Origin of the sequence: Xanthomonas axonopodis pv. maculifoliigardeniae (genome assembly GCF_041519315.1) — a bacterium.
Classification (GTDB): Bacteria; Pseudomonadota; Gammaproteobacteria; order Xanthomonadales; family Xanthomonadaceae; genus Xanthomonas; species Xanthomonas euvesicatoria.
The window spans coordinates 1139833-1162022 of record NZ_CP167998.1 but is presented as its reverse complement, the minus strand read 5'-3'; the positions used below and the strand labels follow the sequence as shown (position 1 = coordinate 1162022).

The 22190-nt window shown below is 64.5% G+C and carries 17 protein-coding genes and 8 tRNA genes; 7 read left to right on the top strand and 18 right to left on the bottom strand.

Going from position 1 to position 22190, the window contains the following annotated elements:
* Positions 1 to 25: 25 nt before the first annotated feature.
* On the bottom strand, positions 26 to 682 hold the full coding sequence (locus ACDH77_RS05135) for a hypothetical protein (protein ID WP_003483816.1): 657 nt from the start codon (positions 680 to 682) through the stop codon (positions 26 to 28).
* A gap of 12 nt (positions 683 to 694) precedes the next feature.
* Here ACDH77_RS05135 and gloB point away from each other — a divergent pair, with 12 nt between their 5' ends.
* Positions 695 to 1462 carry a hydroxyacylglutathione hydrolase gene (gene gloB, locus ACDH77_RS05130; protein ID WP_031421414.1) on the top strand — a complete coding sequence of 256 codons (768 nt, stop codon included), beginning with the start codon at positions 695 to 697 and terminating at the stop codon, positions 1460 to 1462.
* Positions 1459 to 2637, top strand: coding sequence for a transglycosylase SLT domain-containing protein (locus ACDH77_RS05125; protein WP_372353752.1), 1179 nt, complete (start codon positions 1459 to 1461; stop codon positions 2635 to 2637). Before gloB ends, ACDH77_RS05125 begins: the two co-directional genes overlap by 4 nt.
* Before the next feature lie 643 nt (positions 2638 to 3280).
* Here ACDH77_RS05125 and ACDH77_RS05120 read toward each other — a convergent pair.
* From ACDH77_RS05120 to ACDH77_RS05075, 10 genes are all read right to left on the bottom strand, one after another.
* Positions 3281 to 5251: a peptidyl-prolyl cis-trans isomerase gene (locus ACDH77_RS05120; protein ID WP_057681039.1), complete on the bottom strand. Its 1971-nt coding sequence runs from the start codon at positions 5249 to 5251 to the stop codon at positions 3281 to 3283.
* Positions 5252 to 5527: 276 nt separating this feature from the next.
* A tRNA-Asp gene (locus tag ACDH77_RS05115) sits at positions 5528 to 5604 on the bottom strand.
* A 94-nt stretch (positions 5605 to 5698) separates the two neighbouring features.
* Positions 5699 to 5775 (bottom strand) — tRNA-Asp (locus ACDH77_RS05110).
* Between the two features lie 28 nt (positions 5776 to 5803).
* Positions 5804 to 5878 (bottom strand) — tRNA-Val (locus ACDH77_RS05105).
* Between the two features lie 11 nt (positions 5879 to 5889).
* Positions 5890 to 6162, bottom strand: a complete 273-nt coding sequence (locus ACDH77_RS05100; RefSeq protein WP_002806049.1) for an HU family DNA-binding protein — start codon at positions 6160 to 6162, stop codon at positions 5890 to 5892.
* A 213-nt stretch (positions 6163 to 6375) separates the two neighbouring features.
* Positions 6376 to 8847 carry an endopeptidase La gene (gene lon / locus ACDH77_RS05095; protein WP_014089513.1) on the bottom strand — a complete coding sequence of 824 codons (2472 nt, stop codon included), beginning with the start codon at positions 8845 to 8847 and terminating at the stop codon, positions 6376 to 6378.
* Positions 8848 to 8991: 144 nt separating this feature from the next.
* Positions 8992 to 10278 (bottom strand): ATP-dependent Clp protease ATP-binding subunit ClpX, encoded by a 1287-nt coding sequence (gene clpX / locus ACDH77_RS05090; RefSeq protein WP_003483788.1) that lies wholly within the window; start codon positions 10276 to 10278, stop codon positions 8992 to 8994.
* Positions 10279 to 10403: 125 nt separating this feature from the next.
* On the bottom strand, positions 10404 to 11030 hold the full coding sequence (gene clpP, locus ACDH77_RS05085) for an ATP-dependent Clp endopeptidase proteolytic subunit ClpP (protein WP_002806026.1): 627 nt from the start codon (positions 11028 to 11030) through the stop codon (positions 10404 to 10406).
* A 92-nt stretch (positions 11031 to 11122) separates the two neighbouring features.
* Positions 11123 to 12415: a trigger factor gene (tig, locus tag ACDH77_RS05080; RefSeq protein ID WP_005913863.1), complete on the bottom strand. Its 1293-nt coding sequence runs from the start codon at positions 12413 to 12415 to the stop codon at positions 11123 to 11125.
* 201 nt (positions 12416 to 12616) lie between these two features.
* Positions 12617 to 12701: transfer RNA gene (locus tag ACDH77_RS05075), tRNA-Leu, on the bottom strand.
* 248 nt (positions 12702 to 12949) lie between these two features.
* Between ACDH77_RS05075 and ACDH77_RS05070 the strand changes: the two genes are divergently transcribed.
* A complete protein-coding gene (locus ACDH77_RS05070) occupies positions 12950 to 14218 on the top strand; it encodes a PAS domain-containing sensor histidine kinase (protein ID WP_029818795.1) in 1269 nt (422 codons plus the stop codon).
* Positions 14219 to 14609: 391 nt separating this feature from the next.
* Here ACDH77_RS05070 and ACDH77_RS05065 read toward each other — a convergent pair.
* The 4 genes from ACDH77_RS05065 to ACDH77_RS05050 form a co-directional block, all read right to left on the bottom strand.
* A tRNA-Lys gene (locus tag ACDH77_RS05065) sits at positions 14610 to 14685 on the bottom strand.
* A 93-nt stretch (positions 14686 to 14778) separates the two neighbouring features.
* Positions 14779 to 14855 (bottom strand) — tRNA-His (locus ACDH77_RS05060).
* A 32-nt stretch (positions 14856 to 14887) separates the two neighbouring features.
* Positions 14888 to 14964, bottom strand: a tRNA-Arg gene (locus tag ACDH77_RS05055).
* 42 nt (positions 14965 to 15006) lie between these two features.
* Positions 15007 to 15083 (bottom strand) — tRNA-Pro (locus ACDH77_RS05050).
* 150 nt (positions 15084 to 15233) lie between these two features.
* On the opposite strand from ACDH77_RS05050, the gene ACDH77_RS05045 reads away from it, so the two are divergent.
* Positions 15234 to 15995, top strand: coding sequence for a Bax inhibitor-1/YccA family protein (locus tag ACDH77_RS05045; protein ID WP_008575005.1), 762 nt, complete (start codon positions 15234 to 15236; stop codon positions 15993 to 15995).
* A 138-nt stretch (positions 15996 to 16133) separates the two neighbouring features.
* Here the strand turns inward: ACDH77_RS05045 and ACDH77_RS05040 are convergent, their stop codons facing one another.
* From ACDH77_RS05040 to grxC, 3 genes are all read right to left on the bottom strand, one after another.
* On the bottom strand, positions 16134 to 17141 hold the full coding sequence (locus tag ACDH77_RS05040; RefSeq protein WP_008575004.1) for an isocitrate dehydrogenase: 1008 nt from the start codon (positions 17139 to 17141) through the stop codon (positions 16134 to 16136).
* 226 nt (positions 17142 to 17367) lie between these two features.
* The gene (locus ACDH77_RS05035) at positions 17368 to 17763 is read right to left on the bottom strand and encodes a carboxymuconolactone decarboxylase family protein (RefSeq protein WP_008575003.1); all 396 of its coding nucleotides are present in this window, start codon (positions 17761 to 17763) and stop codon (positions 17368 to 17370) included.
* The gene (gene grxC / locus ACDH77_RS05030; protein WP_017158114.1) at positions 17760 to 18068 is read right to left on the bottom strand and encodes a glutaredoxin 3; all 309 of its coding nucleotides are present in this window, start codon (positions 18066 to 18068) and stop codon (positions 17760 to 17762) included. Before grxC ends, ACDH77_RS05035 begins: the two co-directional genes overlap by 4 nt.
* Before the next feature lie 89 nt (positions 18069 to 18157).
* Between grxC and ACDH77_RS05025 the strand changes: the two genes are divergently transcribed.
* The 3 genes from ACDH77_RS05025 to phoR all read left to right on the top strand — a co-directional run bounded on the left by ACDH77_RS05025 (position 18158) and on the right by phoR (position 22139).
* A complete protein-coding gene (locus ACDH77_RS05025; protein WP_029818792.1) occupies positions 18158 to 19864 on the top strand; it encodes a M48 family metalloprotease in 1707 nt (568 codons plus the stop codon).
* Positions 19865 to 20047: 183 nt separating this feature from the next.
* Complete coding sequence (phoB, locus tag ACDH77_RS05020; protein ID WP_003483753.1) at positions 20048 to 20737, top strand: phosphate regulon transcriptional regulator PhoB; 690 nt, start codon at positions 20048 to 20050, stop codon at positions 20735 to 20737.
* 73 nt (positions 20738 to 20810) lie between these two features.
* Positions 20811 to 22139, top strand: coding sequence for a phosphate regulon sensor histidine kinase PhoR (phoR, locus tag ACDH77_RS05015; RefSeq protein WP_011346580.1), 1329 nt, complete (start codon positions 20811 to 20813; stop codon positions 22137 to 22139).
* The last annotated feature ends 51 nt before the right edge of the window (positions 22140 to 22190 follow it).

The window sequence follows — 22190 nt, the reverse complement described above, 5'->3', positions numbered from 1 at the left end:
GGTTCCAGAGTTGAACGTAAACAGGTCAGATCGTGGCCACCGGCTGTGGCCAGCGGGCAGGCAGGGCGATCGGCGTCGGCCCTATCGCCGCGGCAGCACGCTTTTCCACTTCCAGCAGATACACCGCGCGCCATGGTGCCCGGCCGGGGTCGGTGGACTCGCCGCTGGGGCGCCAGATCGGCCCCAGGTAGCGCTCGGCCTGCACGCTATGCAGACCGGCACGCTGGGCCAGGAGGCGCCAGCGATCCGGGCGCAACGCGACCGGCCCGCGCCGCGCCCAGCGGAAGCGGTAGGGACTCATCGGATTGAGCGTGAACAGCCACAGACGGCCGCCGGGCATCAGCAGACGCTCGCATTCGGCCAGAAAGTCCGCTGCCCCGCCAACCACTGCATGTTGCGCCACGATCGCCTGCAGGCTCTCGGTCGGCAGCGGAAACGGCAGCGCGCAGCGTGCGTCACCCGCAAAGCGGCCGGCACTGCGATGCAGGCGCAAACCGCGCCCTTGCAGCAACTCGCGCGCAGGCATGTCGGCGGTCGGCGTCAGCCACAACCACGGCTGCGACGGCCGTGTCTGTAGCGCTTCCAACGCCAGACGACGCTCCAGTTGAAGCAGGCCGCGCCCCGCGCCGGTTTCAAACCAGGATGAGACGCCAGCTTGACGTGAGAATGGCGGGGCAGGCATGGTCCCAATTCTATGCGACTGATCGCCCTGCCCGCATTCGACGACAACTACATCTGGGCGCTGATCGCTGCAGATGGCCGCGCCATGATTGTCGACCCCGGTCAGGCCGAGCCGGTCCTGGCTGCCGCGCAGCACCAGGGCCTGGTGCCGAGCGCCGTCCTGCTCACCCACCATCACGGCGACCATATCGGCGGCGTTGCCGAGCTCCAGCAGCGCTGGCCGGACCTGGAGTTGTTCGGCCCGGCCGACGAACGCATCCCGGCGGACGCGCATCAGGTAGGCCACGGCGAGCGCTTGCGCCTGCTCGATGTCGAGTTCCAGGTGCTCCAGGTGCCCGGCCACACCCGCAGCCACATCGCCTTCGTCGCTGACGGCTACCTGTTCAGCGGTGATACCCTGTTCAGCCTAGGCTGTGGGCGGATGTTCGAAGGTACCGCTCCCCAGATGTTCGACTCGTTGCAGCGCCTGGCCTCCCTGCCTGGCGAAACGCTTGTGTGTTGCGGCCACGAATACACCCTGGCCAATGCGGCCTTCGCGCTGCACGTCGATCCCACCAACGCTGCCTTGCAGCGCCGTCAACAGGAAGCCCAGGCCATGCGTCATGCAGCCCGTCCTACCCTGCCGATTTCGCTCAAGAGTGAACTGGCCACCAATCCGTTCTTACGCACCGGCCGCCCCGAGATCCGCGCTGCAGTGGCACCGCGCGCAGCCGGCGAGCTTTCCTCTGAAGTCGATGTTTTCGCCGAACTTCGGCGCTGGAAAGACGAATTTCGCGCATGAGGCGCCTGGTTTTGACAGTGCTGGCCGTCTGTTCGGCCATCGCACCGGCAGCCGCATCGCCCAATGACGCAAGCTCCGCCCCCGCCAGTAGCCAGACCGCGCAAGCCAGCGCGCCAAGCCTCCGCAACGGGCGCGAGATTTTTTCGGCCTTCCTCGACGGTCGCGCCGACCCGGGTTGCGACAGCGCCCATAGCGATGCCCGCTGGGAACAGCATTTTTCGCGCGCCCCGGCACGTCTGGCAGACGATGCGCAGGATGTCCTGCCGTTATTCGGTTATGTCGTCGACGAGTTGCGCAAGGCCGACATGCCGACCGAATTTGCGCTGATCCCGTTCGTGGAAAGCGGCTACCGCCCCGGGGCCCGCAACGGCAGCGGCCCTGCCGGCCTGTGGCAGTTCATCGCGACCACCGCGCGCAACCACCAGGTGCCGGTCGGTGCGCAATACGACGGACGCCTGTCGGCAGTGGACTCCACCACTGCGGCGGTGCGCTATCTCAAAACCCTTTACGGCATGTTCGGCGGAGACTGGCGCTTGGCCCTGATGGCCTACAACGCCGGCGAGTACCGCGTGCTGCAGGCAATGCGCAGCGCCGGGATGAACGCGCAAAACGCACGCCCCTCCGAATTGCCGGGCATGTCCAAGGTCACCTACGACTATGTGGAGAAACTGCACGCACTTGCCTGCGTGCTGGATCACGCGCAACAGCAGGGCAACCTGCTGACGTCGCTGGATCGCCAGGTGCCCGTCCTCACCGAACATGCGTTGCCGGCAGGCACCAGTCTCAACGCCTGGGCCGGACAGCGCGCGATCGAGCCGCAACTGCTCGCGCGCCTGAATCCCGCCCTCGCTGGCGCGCGCGCTGCGCCGCGCGGCGTGCACGTGCTTGCGCCGCTTGCGCCGCCGCAGCCCGGTGCAAATAGCGCCATGGTCGCCTCTGCCGAGGTGGGAACTGGCGCCGCCAGCAGCACTCCCGCACCGACCGCCGTTGCCTCTGCAGCCAGCAAGGCGTCGATCTCGCCAGCACGTACCCACACCGTGCGCAATGGCGAATCGGCCTGGGCGATCGCGCGCCGCTATGGCATCACCGTGACGACGCTGCTCGCCACCAACGGCCTGGACAAAAGCGCCATTCTGAAGCCTGGCATGGTGCTGTCGTTCGACGACTCGCCCTAAAGTGACGCGCCAAGGTGCGACGCACCTTGGACGTTGTCGTGGGCACAGGCAGGCGGTAGGCGGTAGGCGGCATGATCGCGCCGATCCTGAACTTCGCTCACCAACCCAGCCTTCTCGTCAGGCCGCTTCGGTCGCGAAAGATGGATCTTGAGCGTTGCCTGGGTGCAAAGGCACAGTTAGCGCCTGCTGCGCGTCGCGCCGGGCAACCGACTTGGCGCTGTACGGGCCAGCCGAGCTCCGGCAAAACTCGAAGCTTGCAGGCCTCTCTGCAATGCGCGCCACGATGTGTGCGGGGCTCCCCGGCGAGTCAATCCCGCCTAGCCATTCAGCTGACCCGGCCACCAGAGATCATCAGCGGGACACCTGGCATGTCTGTCAGGAGCGCTCCCCGCGCGCGCCGTCGCCCAATCGAGCGTCAGCGACGACTGCCAGATCGTCAGGCGACTAGCCGACAACCGGCGATTGGCGCCCAGGAATCGCAGCTCCCGCCAGCCATGCAGGCGCGCAGACACCGCCGGCAAATCGATATGCGCCGCGGAAGATCGACGGCGACTGCGCGCCAGCCGGCCTGTGTTCTCCACGACAAACGCCCAAAGAAAAAGCCCGGTTGCCCGGGCTTTTCTCACCAATCGATTATCCAGCCTTACAGCTGGGCTTCTTCGATCTGGATCTTGTAGCGCTTGCGCATTTCCTTGACGTAAGCCTGCGCCGCGTTGTTCCCGTCGATCTGGCTCAACTGCTCGCGCAGCATCGTCTGCTGCTCGGCCGGCATCTGCTTCAGATCGCCCGGCGTCGCCTTGCTGATGACAAAGACAGCAAAGCGCCCGCCATCCAGCTCCACCTTGCCAACCGACGGCTTGCCTTCGGTCGGTCGCGGCGCGCTGAAGATCGCACGGTTCGCAGCCGGGGTCGGGATCGGTGCCGTCCGCGGTAGCCCCGGGATCGGCTGCACCTGCAGCTTCTCGCTGGCGGCCAGCGCCTGCAGCGTCTCACCCTTCTGCAAGCGTGCCAGCAAGGCATCGGCAGCAGCCGCGGCGGCCTTCTCGGCACGGTCCGCACGGATTGCCGCGGTCACCTTGTCGCGCACCTTGTCCAACGGCAAGGCCTGTTCGGCGGTGTGGTTGGTGACACGCAACACCACGCTATGGTTCGGCGCGATGGTGATGGGATCGCTCACCGTACCGTCCTGCACCAGCGTTTCTGAGAACGCCGCGCGCAGCACAGCCGGGTTGGCAGCAACACCGCTGGCATCACTGCGCGAGAACGGCCCCAAGGTCTGCACCGGCAAGCCGACCTGCTTGGCCGCCGGCTCCAGCGCGGTGGGGTTCTTGTAAACCTGGTCCACCAACTTGCCACTGACATCGGCAAAGGCCTTGTCTGCGTCAGCCTTGAGCTGCTCGGCCGCCAGTTGGTCGCGCACCTGCTCGAACGACTTGCCCTGGCCGCCCTTGACCTCACGCAGCTGGATCACGTGGTAGCCGAATTCGCTCTTGATCGGGCCGACTACCTCGCCAGCCTTCATCGAGAACAGCGCGTCCTCGAACGGCTTGACCATCGTGCCCTTCTCCACCCAGCCCAGGTCGCCGCCGGCATCCTTGGAGCCGGGGTCCTGCGAATTGGCTTTGGCCAGCGCAGCAAAGTCGGCACCCGGCTGCTTGGCCTCGGCAGCGAGCTTGGCAGCCTTTGCCTCGGCAGCCTTTTGCGCGGCGGCATCGGCGCCGGCGCTGATCAGGATGTGCGACGCAAGACGCTGCTCCGGCTCGACGAAACGTGCCTTCTCGTCTTCATAGCGCTTGCGCAGCGTGGCCTCGTCGGCCGCAGTGGCTGGCGGCATCGTGGCGGCGTTGAGCTCCACGTATTCGATCATCACGGTTTCCGGCTGACGGAAATCCTGCGCGTGCCCGTCGTACCACTGCTTGATCTGCGCATCGCTCACCGGCGCGGTATCTGCGGCCGGTGGCGGCAGCATCGCCAGCTCCACATCGCGCGTTTCGCCCATCAGCTTGAGCAGGCGCTCGAACTCGGACTTGGTGGCAAAGCCGGACTCCGCCACCGCCTGCGGGATGACCGACTGCTGCAGGCTATCGCGCACCAGCGCATCGAACTGCGCTGGCGTGCGCGGCGGCGTGCCCTGCGCGAGTGCGGCGCGGTACTGGTCGGGACTGAACTTGCCATCGACCTGGAATGCGGGAATGTTGGCGATGTAATCGCGCACGGTCGCATCACCGATGACGATTCCAGCATCTTCCGCCCCCAGTCGCACCACCTGTTCGTCGACCAGTTGGTCGAGCACCTGCAGCTTGTTTTCGCGGGACTCGAAGGTGCGCGGATCGAATTTCTCGCCCTGACGCTGACGCTCCTGCATGCGCGCCTGCTCAAAGCGCGCGCGGAAATCCTGCGTGCTGATTTCATGGTGCTGCCACAGCAAAGAGACCGGCCACCACGACGGTGCCGATTTCCACCAGGTCGGCGGCGCCTGCACCTTGGCTACGTTGTTGGCGCCAATGCCGCCGAGGTAGCTGTTGTCGATGACGAACAGGAACGGAATCATCAGCAACCCCAGGATGGCGGTAGCGATCCAGCCTGACGTCTTGTCGCGAAGTTTCTGCAGCATTGGCAAATCACGGCCTGTGGGCGAGCCGCGCAGTGTAACGCGCTTGACGCCAGGCACCCAGCCCAATGCCCGTGACGATGGCGTCGTGGCGCATTCATCGGTCCAGGGTGGACGGCGCCAGCCGGGCCAGATACCCGAGTACCTTCAGACGCAGCAGAACGCGCCGCTGCCGGATGCGCTGCAATACGCCGCACCGGCATGCCTGCATGGACCCACACCCATCAACCGACATCCAAAAAAAAAGCCCCCGGCACAGAGCCGAGGGCTTCGTATAACTGGCGGAGCGGACGGGACTCGAACCCGCGACCTCCGGCGTGACAGGCCAGCATTCTAACCAGCTGAACTACCGCTCCGCTTTAAACTTGGACATCTGCCCCCACTCCATTCGCATGACGAATTTCGTGGAGAAAACGAAGCCCCCAGTTGCTCAGGGGCTTCGCGTGTAACTGGCGGAGCGGACGGGACTCGAACCCGCGACCTCCGGCGTGACAGGCCAGCATTCTAACCAGCTGAACTACCGCTCCGCGCTTGAAACATTTGCCTGGTGCTTAATGGTGGGTGCTGAGGGTTTCGAACCCCCGACCCTCTCCGTGTAAGGGAGACGCTCTACCGCTGAGCTAAGCACCCTAGCGAGTCGATTAGTTTACTGCATCCTTCAGGGCTTTACCAGCCTTGAATGCAGGATTCTTCGAAGCAGCGATCTTGATGCTGTCGCCGGTCTTCGGATTGCGGCCGGTGCGCTCGGCGCGCTCGCGGACCTGGAAGGTACCGAAGCCAACGAGGGTGACGGCGTCGCCCTTCTTCAGTGCCTTGGTGATTTCGCTCACAACCGCGTCAACAGCACGGCCAGCTTCAGCCTTGGAGATGTCAGCGGCAGCGGCAACGCCATCGATCAATTCGGTTTTATTCATTCTTGAAACTCCCTTTGCGGCAGATGCCGCGGAATCGACAATCGGCGCTCTTGCCGTAAGCGAAGAACCCGACACAAGTGGTATCGCATGACGCATCACATTTGCCGCGCCCACGAGTCGTGCATTTATACCAGCGCCCCCAACAGCACGCAAGCCAAAACCCAATAACGACGCGGGTTTTGGCTTGTTTTGGCGAGGCTCAGACAGCCCTCGTTAGTGCTTGACGCGGGTACCCGGCGTGCTACGCGACTTGCCGCGCACGGTCACGCGCGAGGCCGCCTTGCGTGCCTTTTCCTTGCCGGCCTTCTTCGGCGCGAGCGGACGTTCCAGCGCCAGATCGAGTACCTCGTCGATCCACTTCACCGGCACGATCTTCAGATCGCGGGTCACGTTCGGCGGGATGTCGGCCAGATCCTTGCGGTTCTCGTCGGGGATCAGCACGGTGCGGATGCCGCCGCGCAGGGCCGCCAGCAACTTCTCCTTCAAGCCACCGATCGCCGATACCCGCCCACGCAGGGTGATCTCACCGGTCATCGCCACGTCGGCGCGGATCGGCACCCGGGTCAGTATCGACACCAGCGAGGTCACCATCGCGATACCTGCGCTCGGACCGTCTTTGGGCGTGGCGCCGTCGGGCACATGCACATGCACGTCCTGCTTCTGCAGGAAATCCACATCGATGCCAAGCCGCTCGGCGCGCGAACGCACCACCGACAATGCAGCCGATGCCGATTCCTTCATGACATTGCCGAGCTGGCCGGTGAGGATCAGGTTGCCCTTGCCCGGCACCAAGGTGGACTCGACCTGCAGCAGTTCGCCGCCGACTTCGGTCCATGCCAGACCCGTGACCAGACCGATCTCGTTTTCTTCTTCGGCACGGCCGAAGTCGAAGCGACGCACGCCCAGATACTTGTCGAGATTCTTCGCGTTGACGGTGACCAGTGCCTTCGGCTTGCCCTTCTTGGCTACCGCCTTTTTTGCCGCCGGCTGCGGACCTGCGAGCGCGATCTCCTTGACCACCTTGCGGCAGATCTTGGCCACTTCGCGTTCGAGATTACGCACACCCGACTCACGCGTGTAGTAGCGCACGATGTCCTGGATCGCATCGCTGGCGATTTCGATCTCTTCCGGCTTCAGGCCGTTGGCCTTGATCTGCTTGGGCACCAGGTAGCGCGTGGCGATGTTGAGCTTCTCGTCCTCGGTGTAGCCGGGGATGCGGATCACTTCCATGCGGTCCAGCAACGGACCCGGGATATTGAGCGAGTTGGAGGTGGCGACGAACATCACCTCCGACAGGTCCAGGTCGACTTCCAGATAGTGGTCGTTGAACGAGTTGTTCTGCTCCGGATCGAGCACCTCCAGCAATGCCGACGACGGGTCGCCACGGAAGTCCATCGACATCTTGTCGATCTCGTCCAGCAGGAACAGCGGGTTCTTGCTGCCGACCTTGTTGAGGTTCTGCACCAGGCGGCCCGGCATCGAACCGACATAGGTCCGGCGGTGGCCCCGAATCTCGGCCTCGTCGCGAATGCCGCCCAGGCTCATGCGCACGAACTTGCGGTTGGTCGCCTTGGCGATCGACTGCCCGAGCGAGGTCTTGCCCACGCCCGGCGGCCCGACCAGGCACAGGATCGGCCCCTTCATCTGCTTCACGCGCGACTGCACGGCCAGGTACTCAAGGATGCGTTCCTTGACCTTGTCCAGGCCGTAGTGATCGGCGTCCAGCGTGTCTTCGGCAACCTTGAGGTCCTTGCGCACCTTGGTGCGCTTTCTCCACGGCACGCCCAGCAGCCAGTCCAGGTAGTTGCGCACCACGGCCGCCTCGGCGGACATCGGCGACATCTGCTTGAGTTTGTTGAGCTCGGCCTTGGCCTTGGTTTCGACCGGCTTGGGCATGCCCGCCTCGGCGATCTTGCGCGCCAGCTCTTCCAGCTCGCCGGGCGCATCGTCCAGGTCGCCCAATTCCTTCTGGATCGCCTTCATCTGCTCGTTGAGGTAGTACTCGCGCTGGCTCTTTTCCATCTGCGACTTCACGCGGCCGCGGATGCGCTTTTCCAGCTGCTGCACGTCGATTTCGCCATCGACCAGGCCGACCAGCAATTCCAGCCGCTCGCCGATGTCGGTGATCTCCAGCAGGCGCTGCTTGTCGGCCAGACGCACACCGATGTGGGCGGCGATGGTGTCGGCCAGGCGGCCCGGCTCATCGATGCCGGCCAAGGTCTGCAGCAGCTCCGGCGGCAGCTTGCGATTGGTCTTGACGTACTGTTCGAACAGCGACATCAGCGACCGCGCAATCGCTTCCACCTCGCGCGGCTCACGCGCATCGCTGGCTTCGATTTCGGTGCCCTGCCCCTGCAACGCGCCGTCCTGCTCGACCACCTTGTCCACGGTGACCCGCGACAGACCCTCGACCAGCACCTTGATGGTGCCATCGGGGAGCTTGAGCAGTTGCAGCACCTGCGCCAGAGTGCCGACGGTATACAGATCGCCGGCAGCCGGGTCGTCGGTCTCGGCCGACTTTTGCGCAACGAGCAGGATGCGCTTGTCCGCCTCCATCGCTTTTTCCAGCGCACGCATCGACTTGTCGCGGCCGACGAACAGCGGGATCACCATGTGCGGAAACACCACCACGTCGCGCAGCGGCAACACTGGCAGATCGAGAATTTCTGGTTGGGACTGGGCCATGGGGCACTCCGCAGGAATGGGGGTTTTTGGGGCAGTAAAAAGCCGATGGCCCCGTTATGGGGCCATCGGCGAGGTGTTGCAAGTAGCGTTCGGAAAGCGGTTATCCGCCAGCGAGGCCGAGGCCTGGCGAGGCGGCCAACGGACTCAGTCTCCGGACGCAGCCTTGGCGGGCGCCGGTTGCGCCTGGTAGATCAGATACGGCTCGGATTTATGCTCGATCACCGACTCGTCCACCACGACCTTGCTGACATTTTCCTGCGACGGCAGCTCGTACATCGTGTCCAGCAGCACCGATTCGACGATGGTGCGCAGGCCGCGGGCGCCGGTCTTGCGCTTGAGCGCCTTCTTGGCGATCGCAGACAGGGCATCGGGGCGGAACTCCAGCTCCACGCCTTCCATGTCGAACAGCTTCTTGAACTGCTTGGTGATGGCGTTCTTGGGCTCGGTCAGGATCTTGATCAGCGCCGGCTCGTCCAGCTCTTCCAGCGTGGCGACCACCGGCAGACGGCCGACGAACTCGGGAATCAGGCCGAACTTGATCAGATCTTCCGGCTCGACTTCGGCCAGGATCTTGCCCACTTCCTGCTTGCGCTCGCTGCTCTTGACCTTGGCGCCGAAGCCAATGCCGCCGGCATCGTTGGAACGCTGCTGAATCACCTTGTCCAGCCCAGCGAACGCGCCGCCGCAGATGAACAGGATGTTCTTGGTGTCCACCTGCAGGAATTCCTGCTGCGGATGCTTGCGGCCACCCTGCGGCGGCACCGAGGCAACCGTGCCCTCGATCAGCTTCAACAGCGCCTGCTGCACGCCTTCGCCGGACACATCACGGGTGATCGACGGGTTCTCGCTCTTGCGCGAGATCTTGTCGATTTCGTCGATGTAGACGATACCCTGCTGCGCCTTTTCGACGTCGTAATCGCACTTCTGCAACAGCTTCTGGATGATGTTTTCCACGTCCTCGCCGACATAGCCGGCTTCGGTGAGCGTGGTGGCATCGGCGATCGTGAACGGCACATTGAGCAGGCGCGCCAGCGTTTCGGCCAGCAACGTCTTGCCCGAACCGGTCGGGCCGACCAGCAGGATGTTGGATTTCGCCAGCTCGACGTCATCGTTCTTGCTGCGGCTCTCGATACGCTTGTAGTGGTTGTACACCGCTACGGCGAGCGTGCGCTTGGCGCGCAACTGCCCGATCACGTATTGATCTAGCACCTCGAGAATCTCGCGCGGCTTGGGCAGGCTGGAACGTGCCGACTGCGCCTTCTCTTCGAGTTCCTCGCGGATGATGTCGTTGCACAGCTCAACGCACTCATCGCAGATGAATACGCTGGGACCGGCAATCAGCTTACGGACTTCATGCTGACTCTTACCGCAGAACGAGCAGTAGAGAATCTTGTTGCTGTCGCCGGAACGACCTTGGCGGTCTTCGCTCATGCTTCTGTTACCCAGTTACCCCACCCGATGCACGGGGGTTCGATTTCGAGAATAGCACAGGGTCGGGAGGACATTCGCCCCGCCCGACCCTGCCGGTTTTTCCTACAATTTCAGTGGCTTGACGATCAAGAGGGCTGGATCGACTCTTCCGGACGACGCTCGAGCACCTGATCCACCAAGCCGTAGGCCTGCGCATCGACCGCGCTCTTGAAGTTGTCGCGTTCGGTGTCGCGCGCGATGGTCTCCAGCGATTGGCCGGTGTGCTTGGCCAGGATCTCGTTCAAGCGCGAACGCAGGGTCAGGATCTCGCGCGCGTGGATGTCGATATCGGTCGCCTGGCCCTGGAAGCCACCCAGCGGCTGATGGATCATCACGCGCGAATTCGGCAGCGCATAACGCTTGCCCGCCGCACCCGACGCCAGCAGCAATGCGCCCATCGAGGCGGCCTGGCCGACGCAGATGGTGCTGACGTCCGGCTTGATGTACTGCATGGTGTCGTAGATGGCCATGCCGGCGGTGACCACGCCACCGGGCGAATTGATGTAGATGCTGATGTCCTTTTCCGGGTTGTCCGCTTCCAGGAACAGCAGCTGGGCCACGATCACGTTGGCCATATGGTCGTCGATCGGACCGACCAGGAAGATCAGACGCTCCTTCAGCAGACGCGAGTAGATGTCGTACGCACGCTCGCCACGGCTGGTCTGCTCGACCACCATGGGCACCAGGTTCAGGGCTTTGGTCACAATGCTCATCAGTCTTCCCGTTGTGGCAGCGGCCTGTGCCGCTGCCCGTGTTCGAAATCCGCACCCCAGACTGCGGGCGCGGTTCTTCTCTTACTGCCGGATCAGACGCGGATGGCGTCCTGGAACGACAGCGACTGCTCGGTGTGCTGGGCGCGCTCGGCGATCCAGTCGATCACCTGCTCTTCCATCACGCGGCTCTGCAGCCCGTTCATCAGTTGGGGGTCGTTGCGGTACATCTCAATGACCTGTTCCGGCTCTTCGTAGGTCGAAGCGATCAGACGCAGCGTTTCGCTGACGCGCTTGGATTCCAGGCGCAATTCGTTGCGGCGCGCCACCTCGCCCACGAGCAGGCCGACCAGCACGCGCTTGGCGGCGGCATCCATGAATCCTTGGTGCGCGTCCGCCGGCACCTGACCCGGATCGCGACCGCTGCGGCGGACCTGCTCGACCTGCTGGGCCAGCATCGAACGCGCTTCGTTCTCGACCAGGCGCGGCGGCATTTCGACATGCGCGTAGGCGGCAATCAGCTGCTCGCCCACTTCGCGACGCAGGCGGTTCATCAGCGCACCCTTGAGCTCACGCTCCAGGTTGGTACGGATATCGGCGCGGAACTGCTCGGCATCGCCACTCTTCACGCCAAAGCTCTTGATGAACTCCTTGTCCACTGCCGGCAACACCGGCTCGGAGACTTCGACCGCCTTGACGTGCACCTGCACGGTCTTGCCGGCCAGCTGTGGCACGCGCCATTCGGCGGGGAAATCGACGGTCAGGGTCTTTTCTTCACCCTTGGTGAGGCCTTCCAGGCCCTTTTCGATCTGGTCGAACATCACGCCCGAACCCAGCACGCTGCTGCCGGTCTCCACGCCTTCGGCGGGCAGACGCTCGTCGCCGGCCTGCGACCAGGTCTCCAGCGCCACCAGGTCGCCGACCTGCGCACCGCGCTCGACCGGATTCCAGGTGCGGCGCTGCAGGCGCAGGTTTTCGATCATCTGGTCGATGTCGGCATCGGTCACTTCAGCGGTCGCGCGCACCACCGACAGCTTGGTCACGTCGATGTCGCCGAAATCCGGCACCACTTCGAAGGTGGCGACGAAGTCGAAATCGGTCTCGCCCTGATCGATACGCGGGTTGCCGGCCAGGCGCAGCGAATGCTCGCGCACGGCCGAATCGAAGGTCTCGCGCAGCAGGCCTTCCATCGCCTCGGCACGCACCTGCTGACCGAAGCGCTGCTCGATCACCTTGGTCGGCACCTTGCCGGGACGGAAGCCCTTGATGCGCGTGGTCCGCGCAAGCTCGCGCAGGCGGCCACCAACGTGCGTCTCCAGGCGCTCCTGCGGCAGGGTGAAGGTCAGGCGGCGTTCCAGATTGCCGGTGGATTCGATCGATGCTTGCATGTTGACTCCTGCCACCGACAGCGCACAGCGTCGGCACGAGATGGAAGATGCGGGTTGACGGATGGCGAGAATGCCGCCGAGCCTTGTAGTTTCGCCGATAACGGCGGCCGCTGCCAGCGGCATGCGTGCAGCGGCCTCACGGACAGAAGCGACTGGTTTGCAGGAAATGCAGCGGCCGGAACCCACACGGCCGCGCGGCGTTGGTGCGAAAGGGGGGACTCGAACCCCCACGCCTTGCGGCGTCAGAACCTAAATCTGGTGCGTCTACCAATTCCGCCACTTTCGCAATGCCGTAGATGCCCGGCTATTGTTGCAGGGATGCCGGTAAAGAAAAAGCGCTGCGAGGCCTGGGCGCGTGATGACTGCAATGGGCATGGGCTGCTTGGCGCGATGACTTGAGGCTTCACGCAATGCAGGGGGCGGCAGCGGCCAGCCCCGCCTGAATCCAGACAAAGCCCATGTTCGCTACCGGCACATTGCAGCAACCGGATTTGCGAAAATTCCGTTAATTCCAGCCCGGGGGCAGCAATTGCAATGACAGACCGATATCGCCAGATCGTGGCACTGTCGCGCGATTGCATCAAAGAGATCGACCTGGATGGGCGAATCACGTCGGTCAACCGCAACGGACTGGTCGGACTTGGGGCCAGTTCTGCGGATCAGGTTGTTGCCCGCCCCTGGCGCGAGCTGTGGCCACCCGAGGCGGCGGCCATGGTGGATGCGGCCATGGCCGAGGCGGCCAAAGGCGCAACCCGGGAATTCGAGGCCAGCTGCGTGAACCTGGCCGGCGTACGCCAGACCTGGCAGGTCGTTACCAGCCCATTGTTCGACGAGCTGGGCAAGGTCGAGGCCATCCTGGCGGTGAGCAGGAATGTCTCCGACCGCCGCGCGCTGGAGGCAGCCTTTCACACCCTGGACAGCACCCTGTCGGCAGAACGCGCGTTTTCCACCAGTGCCCTGGTGCTGGCGCGCGCGCGCGAAACCTCGCTGTCGACCGAGCTGCACAGCCTGCGCGACTTGCACGAGCGCATCGAAGGCGACCTGGACATCGCGCGCGCCGCGCAGAACGCCGCCGAGAAGATCTCCGAGCAGGCGCAGAAAGGCGAAGCGGTAGGACAACTGCTGGCCGGCGTGGTCCACGACTTGAACAACGTGCTGCAGGCTGCCACATCGGCGATCGACCTGGTCGTGCAGCGCGCGCAGATCGACGCGCACGACGCCAAGTTGCTAAGCGTGGCCGACGCGGCGCTTCAACATGGCTCGGTGATGGCGCAGCGCCTGGTCGGCTTCTCGCGTCAGTACCCCTACAGCCCCGAAGCGGTGGACCTGGCCGAACTGGCAGAACAGCTCAGCCCGTTACTGGAACAGGTGGTCGGCGCAGACCTGCGGTTGCAGCTGCGCACCGCAGAGGGCGGATGCTGCGCGATGGTCGACCGCCACACCGTGGAGCGCGCCATCTTGAACCTGGTGATCAATGCGCGCGATGCCTGCACCAGCGGCGACTGCATCAGTGTGGAAACCGGCGAAACCTTCGTCACCGAGGAGCAGGCGCGACTGGCCAAACCGGCCGGGCACTACATGACCATCGCGGTTGCCGATACCGGGCACGGCATGGACAGCGTGGTGCAGGCGCGGTTATTCGAGGCGTACTTCACCACCAAGCACGCCAATAAGGGCGCTGGCCTGGGATTGGCGCAGGTCTATAGCGCCGTGCGCCAGGCCGGCGGTTTTATAGACGTTTTCTCGGCGCCGGGCCAGGGCGCGCGCTTCGTGCTGGCATTTCCGCGCGTGCAGCGAGGCTAGACGCCTGTTGCGGGTGTTGCACGGACGCGCTTATGAGTGACATGGCTGCTTCCTGCAACTGCTTGCAGATCGCAGAGCACGTCGCGCCAAGCGCTCAGCACAGGCAACGACGGGGTGCAGGAGTGGCGCACGGCGCTACTTCTGGCATCGCCGACGATCTCACCGGGGTTCGATCGCTGACCGCGGCTGCGGCAAGCGCGCTCCAGCCAAGGCATTCGATAGCGAGCGTTGCCCAAGGGCGTTGTAAAGCCATTGGTATCCAGCCGGATCTTGCGCGGGCGACGCCAAACTATCGCGGCCTTGATGCGTTCACAGCAGGCCAACCTGGGCGCCTCTGTTTTCAGTCCGGGAAAAAGAAAAGCACCTAGGCAGACGCCTAAGTGCTTTTATTTGGTGGGCCGTCAAGGATTCGAACCTTGGACCTATTGATTAAGAGTCAACTGCTCTACCAACTGAGCTAACGGCCCTGAAACTGGTCGCACATTGTATGTGCATTTTTGCTTCGTTGCAACACCCTGTGACACATCGGGTCAAACATTCCTGCAATCGCTTGTCATCAGTGGGGTGGCTGAGGGGACTCGAACCCCCGACATCTGGAATCACAATCCAGTACTCTAACCAGCTGAGCTACAGCCACCACTGAAAACCTGCTTCCTACCGTACCGCCGATGGCGCGCCCGACAGGACTCGAACCTGTAACCGCCGGCTTAGAAGGCCGGTGCTCTATCCGGTTGAGCTACGGGCGCCCGGACCGAACTTCGCATTCCCACGCCGTCGAAAGCTCGGAATGGTCGGGGTAGAGGGATTCGAACCCCCGACATCCTGCTCCCAAAGCAGGCGCGCTACCAGACTGCGCTATACCCCGGCGGGACCTTTCAATCCCGAAGGCTCGAAAGGTCGGCTATTTTGGGAATGATTGGCCTCGCTGTCAATCACCCTGTGTAACTTGAACGATCAGCTATCCTCACACCAACGTTCGCCAGTAGGCTGAGCACTATTTTCATGGAGAACATGCATGCGTAGCGGTAACCCTGCCCTTCGGGAATCCACATTCCTCGACTCCGGCTCCGGCTCGATCGTCACCCGCGACGGTCAGGCGATGACCCTCAACGGCACGGTCAACAAGACCGGCGCGTTGTTGCTGATGGCGGTGATCACGGCCGCCTTCGCCTGGTCGCAATCGATCGGGGCCGATGGCATGCCGCTGCCCGTCGCGCGCATCTACATGATCGCCGGCGCGATCGGCGGCCTGGTATTCGCGCTGGCCACCAGCTTCAAGCCGACCTGGGCACCGATCACGGCGCCGCTGTATGCATTGATCGAAGGCTTCTTCCTCGGCTCGATCTCTGCGGTGTACGAAGCGCGCTTCAACGGCATCGTGTTCCAGGCCGTCCTGCTCACCTTCGGCACCCTGTTCGCGCTGCTGTTCGCGTATCGCAGCGGCATGATCAAGGCCACCGAGAACTTCAAGCTGGGCGTGGTCGCAGCCACCGGCGGCATTGCACTGGTGTATCTGGCGACCATCGTGCTGGGCTTGTTCGGTGTGCGCATCCCTTTCATCCACGACTCGGGCCTGATCGGCATCGGCTTCAGCCTGTTCGTGGTGGTGGTGGCGGCACTGAACCTGGTGCTGGACTTCGACTTCATCGAGAGCGGCGTCGAACACGGTGCGCCCAAGCACATGGAGTGGTACGGCGCATTCGGCCTGATGGTGACGTTGGTGTGGCTGTACATCGAGTTCCTGCGCCTGCTGTCGAAGCTGCAGTCGCGCAATTGAGCGGGGAATTGGGAATCGGGATTGGGGAATCGTAAGAGCGTTCCCCACGATCAATGACCAAGTGTGGCTTCAGACAATTCCAAGCAAAAAGAAAGGGCGCCGAGGCGCCCATTCTTTTTGTGCGATCAACCGGTGCGCTCAGAGGCGGCTGGCGATGGCCTTGGCAAAGCCCATGGTGTTACCGGTGCCGCCCAAGTCGGGGGTCAGCGAATCCTTGGCTTCCAGGGTGGCGACGATGGCTTCGCGCAGGCGCTCGGCATTCTGCGGCTGGCCGATGTGGTCCAGCATTTGCGCCGCGCCCAGCAGCAGCGCGCACGGGTTGGCCTTGCCCTGCCCTGCGATATCCGGCGCCGAGCCGTGCACGGCTTCGAAGATCGCCGCATCCAGACCGATGTTGGCGCCCGGGGCCAGGCCCAGGCCGCCGACCAGACCGGCGCACAGGTCGGAGATGATGTCGCCGAACAGGTTGGTGGTCACGATGATGTCGAACTGCTCCGGACGCATCACCAGCTGCATGCAGGTGTTGTCGACGATCATTTCCTGGAATTCGATGTCCGGATATTGCGCGGCGACATCGCGTGCCACCTTCAGGAACAGGCCCGAGGTCGACTTGATGATGTTGGCCTTGTGCACGGCGGTGACCTTCTTGCGGCCGGTGCTCTTGGCCAGCTCGAAGGCGTAGCGCACGATGCGCTCGGAGCCCTTGCGGGTGATCCGGGTGCCGGAGAACGCGGTCTCGCCATCCTCGGACACGGTCTGGCCTTCGCTCAGGTACGCGCCTTCGGTGTTTTCGCGGACGGTGATCAGGTCCACGCCGTCGGCGAAACGCGACTTGGTGTTCGGGAACGACTTGGCCGGACGCACGTTGGCGTACAGGTCGAACTTGCGACGCATGGCGACGTTGATCGAGCTGAAACCCTCGCCGACCGGCGTGGTCAGCGGGCTTTTCAACGCCACCTTGTTCTTGCTGATCGACGCCAGAGTGGACTCGGGCAGCAGATCGCCATGCTTTTCCAGGGCGACCAGGCCGGCGTCGGCGTACTCGTAGGTCAGGCCAGCCTGCAGCGCGTCGAGCACGAACAGCGTGGCATCCATGATCTCCGGGCCGATGCCGTCGCCGCGGATGACCGTGATTGTCTGCGTCATAACGTTGGGTTTCCGAACTTGAAGGGGGGAGCGCCAGCCGCGATACCCGGCAGAGCGGCGCAAGGAGGTTTCACGGGCAATTATGCCCGATGCCGGTGAAGGCGCCCAAACCGACCTTGGTCTAAGGGTGCAGGCGCCCGAACGCAACGCGCCGCCTCGGTGGGCGGCGCGTGCGTTACTCGCTTTGACGAACCCCGACCGACACTTGCGTGCCGCAGCGACCCCTTCAGTCGTGTGCGTGCTGGGCCGGCGCCTGCGCACCGCCTTCGAGCTGGTCCAGGAAATCCACCGCGCGGCGAAGATGCGGGATGACAATGGAGCCGCCGACCACCAGGCCGACCGAGAAGGTTTCGAAGAACTCTTCCCGGGTCACGCCGGCTTCCTTGCACTGGGCCACGTGATAGCTGATGCAGTCGTCGCAGCGCAGCACCATCGAGGCGACCAGGCCGAGCAGTTCCTTGGTCTTCACGTCCAGCGCGCCGGCCTGGTAGGTCTGGGTGTCCAGCGCGAAGAACCTCCGCACCACCTGATTCGGCTCGGCCAGGATGCGCTGGTTCATGCGCTGGCGGAATTGCGTGAACTCGCGCAGGCGGTCGGCGCTGCCGTCGTCGGGACCACTCATGCCTGGCCGCCCGCGCTGCCGGCCAGCAGCGGCTCGAGCTTGCCGGCACGATGCATGGCCATCATGTCGTCGTAGCCGCCCACGTGAACGTCGCCGACGAAGATCTGCGGCACGCTGGTGCGCTTGGCCAGGGCGATCATCCTGTCGCGTTCGGCCGGATCCAGGTCGATCCGCACTTCGGTCCAGGTCTTGCCCTTGCTCTTGAGGAAGTTCTTGGCCGCCACGCAATACGGGCAGATGGCAGAGGAATACAGGGTGATCTGCGGGCCGGAGGCCGCATCCTGATCGGTATGGTCTTGGCTCACGGGAAACTCCGTGGTTGGTGTGAGGTCTGACACATGGTACCGGGCGACTGGAATTTCCATGTCGTCACCGCAACACTGTGGGTTAACCGATGATTCACGCCTCTGCGCCGGGCTGCCCGCATGCTCCGCACACCACCTGGGAGTTCCACTTGCGCCTGCTACCGCTCGCCACTGCCCTCACGCTGGCCGTCGCCATGGGCGTGGCACCTGCGCAGGAAAGCCGCCTGCCCGATATCGGTTCGTCGGCCGGCGAGTTGCTGACCCCGGCCCGCCAGGCCGAATACGGCCGGATGATGCTGGCCGAGTTGCGCAACTACGACTACGTGCTGGACGACCCGCTGATCACAGACTGGCTGCAGACCATGGGCACCCGGCTGGGCGCCAACAGCGACCAACCGCAGCAGCCGTTTACGTTTTTCATGCTGCGCGACCGCCAGATCAATGCATTCGCCACGCTGGGCGGCTACATCGCCGTCAATGCCGGGCTGGTGTTGACTGCCGAGCGCGAGGACGAAGTGGCGGCGGTGCTGTCGCACGAAATTGCCCACGTCACCCAGCAGCACGTGCTACGTGGAGTGGAGCGAGCGCAGCGCGACCAGATTCCGATCCTGCTCGGCATGCTGGCGGCGGTGGTGGCAGCGCAGCAGGCCGGTGGCAATTCCAAGGGCGACGCCACCATGGCCACCATCACCAGCGCGATGGGGCTGATGCAGCAGCGCCAGATCGACTACACCCGCTCCAACGAATCCGAAGCCGACCGGCTGGGCATCCGCACGTTGGCGCGCAGCGGCTACGACGTGGATGCGATGGCCGGCTTCTTCGAGCGCATGTCGGTGGCGATGCGCGCCAACGAGGGCGGCTACAGCGCGCCGGATTTCCTGCAGACCCATCCGGTGACCGTCACCCGTATCAGCGAGGCCAAGTCGCGCGCCGAACAGATGAAGAAGAACACCGTGGTGCTGACCACCTCGGTGCCGGGCGGGACGCGCCAGGAGCGCGTAGACCCGGCCGACCCGTCGCTGTCGGAGCCGCTCAGTCGCAATGGCAACGCGCTGCTCCCTTACGCGCTGCGGTTGCCGGTGGATGCGCTCAGCCGCGGCGGCGACCAGCAGGGTTTCGATTGGGCCAAGGAACGCCTGCGCGTGCTCAGCGCAGCCACGCCGGATGCGGCCATTCGCGAGTACGAAAACCTTCGCCGCAGCGCCAAACAAGGCTTGAGCGATCCGCAGCGCTATGGCCTGGCGCTGGCGCGGCTGCGCAACAGCGGCGGACGGCCGGGCGAGCCGGTGGCAGAGCTGACCAGTCTGCTCGAGGCGCATCCGGACAATGTGTGGCTGGCGCTGGGCCTGAGCGAGGCGCAGGCGCGCGTGGGCCCGCGCGAGGCGGCCAATGCCCGCTTCGATGCGTTGCTCAAGCAATTGCCGAACAACCGCGCGGTTGCGCTGACCTATGCCACTGCGCTCAACGAGCAGGCCAGCAAGGAATCCGGCCAGCGCGCGCGCCAGGTGCTGGAACCGTTGTTGCACCGGAGCAGCGACGACCCATTGCTGCAACAGAGCTACGCGCGGGCCTGCGAGCTGTCCGGCGACCCATTGCGCGCCAGCGAAGCGTATGCGGAGGCGGCGTTTTTGAACGGCCGCGCCGAACAGGCCCTGATCCAGCTGGAAGCACTGAAGAAGAAAGATCTCGACTATGTGACACGGGCGCGCGTGGATGCGCGCATCGCCGCGATCACCCCAACCGTGCTGGAGTTGCGTCGCCAGGGGATCCGCGACCCGGATTTGTCCACGCGCTGATCGCCGATGCATTGCCGGCCTGTTCACGACGGCACGGTATCGCGCGGCCGCCGGCCGGTAACGGAACTGCCCAGTCCGCTTCACGCCCCTGTTTCGCCACGCAGGCGCCGCCGGCGATGTCACATTAGAGTCACAAAACCGTAGTCTACTGGCGATCAACCAAAGCCAGACGGTAAGCCCCGCGTGCAGAAACGCATTCTGATCGTCGATGACGAACCCGCGATCCGCGACATGGTGGCGTTCGCGCTGCGCAAAGGCGAGTTCGAGCCCATCCATGCCGGCGATGCCCGCGAGGCGCAGACCGCCATCGCCGACCGCGTGCCGGACCTGATCCTGCTGGACTGGATGTTGCCGGGCACCAGCGGGCTGGACCTGGCAAGGCGCTGGCGCAAGGAGCAGCTGACCCGCGAGATTCCGATCATCATGCTCACCGCGCGCGGCGAAGAAAACGACCGCGTGGGCGGCCTGGAAGCCGGCGTCGACGATTACGTGGTCAAGCCGTTCTCGGCACGCGAGCTGCTGGCGCGCATCCGCGCGGTGATGCGGCGCACCCGCGAAGACGACGAAGACGGTAGCGTGGCGGTCGGCAAGCTGCGCATCGACGGCGCCGCGCACCGGGTGTTCGCCGGTGATGCGCCGGTGCCGATCGGCCCGACCGAATATCGTCTGCTGCACTTTTTCATGACACACCCCGAGCGCGTGTATACACGCACCCAGCTGCTGGACCATGTCTGGGGTGGCAGCGTGTATGTGGAAGAGCGCACCATCGACGTGCATATCCGCCGCCTGCGCAAGACGCTGGAACCGTTCGGGCTGGAAAACATGGTGCAGACCGTGCGCGGCTCGGGCTATCGTTTTTCCTCGGCGACCTGACGTGCCGCAAAGCCGCCCTGGCCGCAGTCCGGCCGGGTGGCTGCCTACCTGACGCTTCGTGGTAACGCCTTCCATGCCTCAACACATCCGTTCCGCCTGGCTCAAGACGCTCGGCACCCTCGCGCTGTTGTTGGGCGCTGCCGTCGTCGTCGGCGTGCTGATCGGGCATGTGTGGATGGCGCTGACGCTCACCGCCCTGGGCGTGCTGGCCTGGCATTACTGGCGGCTGCGCCAGGTGCTGCGGCGGCTGACTGCACGCCAGCGTGCCGAGCCTGCGGCCGGAATCGGGGCCTGGAACGAACTGGACCGGCTGCTGTATCGCAGCCAGGACGAAATGCGCGCGCGCAAGCGGCGCCTGATCGAAATGTTGCGCACCTACCGCGCCGCAGCGCAGGCGCTGCCGGATGCAGTGGTGGTCGTGGATCGCAACAGCCAGCGCGTGCAGTGGTTCAACAAGGCGGCCGGCGGTTTGCTCGGCCTGCACCATCCCGGCGACATGGGCGTGTCGATCGTGGAGCGGCTGCAGCCGTTGCCGCTGGCGCATTGGCTGGCGGCCGGGCGCAACGCCGAGCCGATGCTGGATGCCGCCTCGCCGGCAGACCCGGATCTGCGCCTGAATCTGCGCCTGATCCCCTACTCCGACGACTACTGGCTGCTGGTGGCGCGCGATGTCAGCAAGCTGCTGCGGCTGGAACAGGTGCGCCGCGATTTCGTGGCCAACGTCTCGCATGAACTGCGTACCCCGCTGACGGTGGTGCACGGTTATCTGGACATGCTCGACCCGGAAGACTTCCCCGATTCGGGTCCGATGCTGGCGGAAATGCGCAAGCAATCCCAGCGCATGGCGCAGCTGGTCGAAGACCTGCTGACGCTGTCGCGGCTGGAATCGCAGGAAGAACTCGGCGAAGAACACGTGGCGATGGCGCCGATGCTGTCGACCTTGCGCCGCGAGGCCGAGGCGCACAGCCAGGGCCGCCACACCGTGGAGGTGATCGACGAGGCCGGCGTGGATCTGCTCGGCTCCAACAAGGAGCTGCACAGTGCGTTTTCCAACCTGGTGACCAATGCGGTGCGCTACACGCCCGGCGGCGGCACGGTGACGATCCGTTTCGTGCGCGAAGGCGATGGTGCGGCGCTGGCCGTGCGCGACACCGGCTATGGCATTCCCGCCTCGCACCTGCCGCGCATCACCGAACGCTTCTACCGGGTGTCCAGCAGCCGCTCGCGCGAGAGCGGCGGCACCGGGCTGGGGCTGTCGATCGTCAAGCACATCCTGGGGCTGCATCAGGCGCGCCTGGACATCGAAAGCGAAGTGGGACGCGGCAGCGAATTCTCGTGTCATTTCGTGCCTGCGCGCGTCGTGCAGCGCGAGCAATCGGTGCCACTGTCACGCTCGGCGTGATATGTAGTCAGTGCGCGCCGCAGCGCGCTGCGATGGACGCGTCTGCCACGC

Bases quoted from the DNA above. Each gene is read 5' to 3' on its own strand.
- ACDH77_RS05045 (WP_008575005.1), top strand. From the start codon at position 15,234: ATGCGTAGCGGTAACCCTGCCCTTCGGGAATCCACATTCCTCGACTCC.
- tig (WP_005913863.1), bottom strand. From the start codon at position 12,415: ATGCAAGCATCGATCGAATCCACCGGCAATCTGGAACGCCGCCTGACC.
- clpX (WP_003483788.1), bottom strand. From the start codon at position 10,278: ATGAGCGAAGACCGCCAAGGTCGTTCCGGCGACAGCAACAAGATTCTC.
- ACDH77_RS05070 (WP_029818795.1), top strand. From the start codon at position 12,950: ATGACAGACCGATATCGCCAGATCGTGGCACTGTCGCGCGATTGCATC.
- clpP (WP_002806026.1), bottom strand. From the start codon at position 11,030: ATGAGCATTGTGACCAAAGCCCTGAACCTGGTGCCCATGGTGGTCGAG.
- phoR (WP_011346580.1), top strand. From the start codon at position 20,811: ATGCCTCAACACATCCGTTCCGCCTGGCTCAAGACGCTCGGCACCCTC.
- ACDH77_RS05100 (WP_002806049.1), bottom strand. From the start codon at position 6,162: ATGAATAAAACCGAATTGATCGATGGCGTTGCCGCTGCCGCTGACATC.
- ACDH77_RS05125 (WP_372353752.1), top strand. From the start codon at position 1,459: ATGAGGCGCCTGGTTTTGACAGTGCTGGCCGTCTGTTCGGCCATCGCA.
- ACDH77_RS05040 (WP_008575004.1), bottom strand. From the start codon at position 17,141: ATGACGCAGACAATCACGGTCATCCGCGGCGACGGCATCGGCCCGGAG.
- ACDH77_RS05135 (WP_003483816.1), bottom strand. From the start codon at position 682: ATGCCTGCCCCGCCATTCTCACGTCAAGCTGGCGTCTCATCCTGGTTT.
- lon (WP_014089513.1), bottom strand. From the start codon at position 8,847: ATGGCCCAGTCCCAACCAGAAATTCTCGATCTGCCAGTGTTGCCGCTG.
- gloB (WP_031421414.1), top strand. From the start codon at position 695: ATGCGACTGATCGCCCTGCCCGCATTCGACGACAACTACATCTGGGCG.
- ACDH77_RS05120 (WP_057681039.1), bottom strand. From the start codon at position 5,251: ATGCTGCAGAAACTTCGCGACAAGACGTCAGGCTGGATCGCTACCGCC.
- ACDH77_RS05035 (WP_008575003.1), bottom strand. From the start codon at position 17,763: ATGAGTGGTCCCGACGACGGCAGCGCCGACCGCCTGCGCGAGTTCACG.
- ACDH77_RS05025 (WP_029818792.1), top strand. From the start codon at position 18,158: ATGATTCACGCCTCTGCGCCGGGCTGCCCGCATGCTCCGCACACCACC.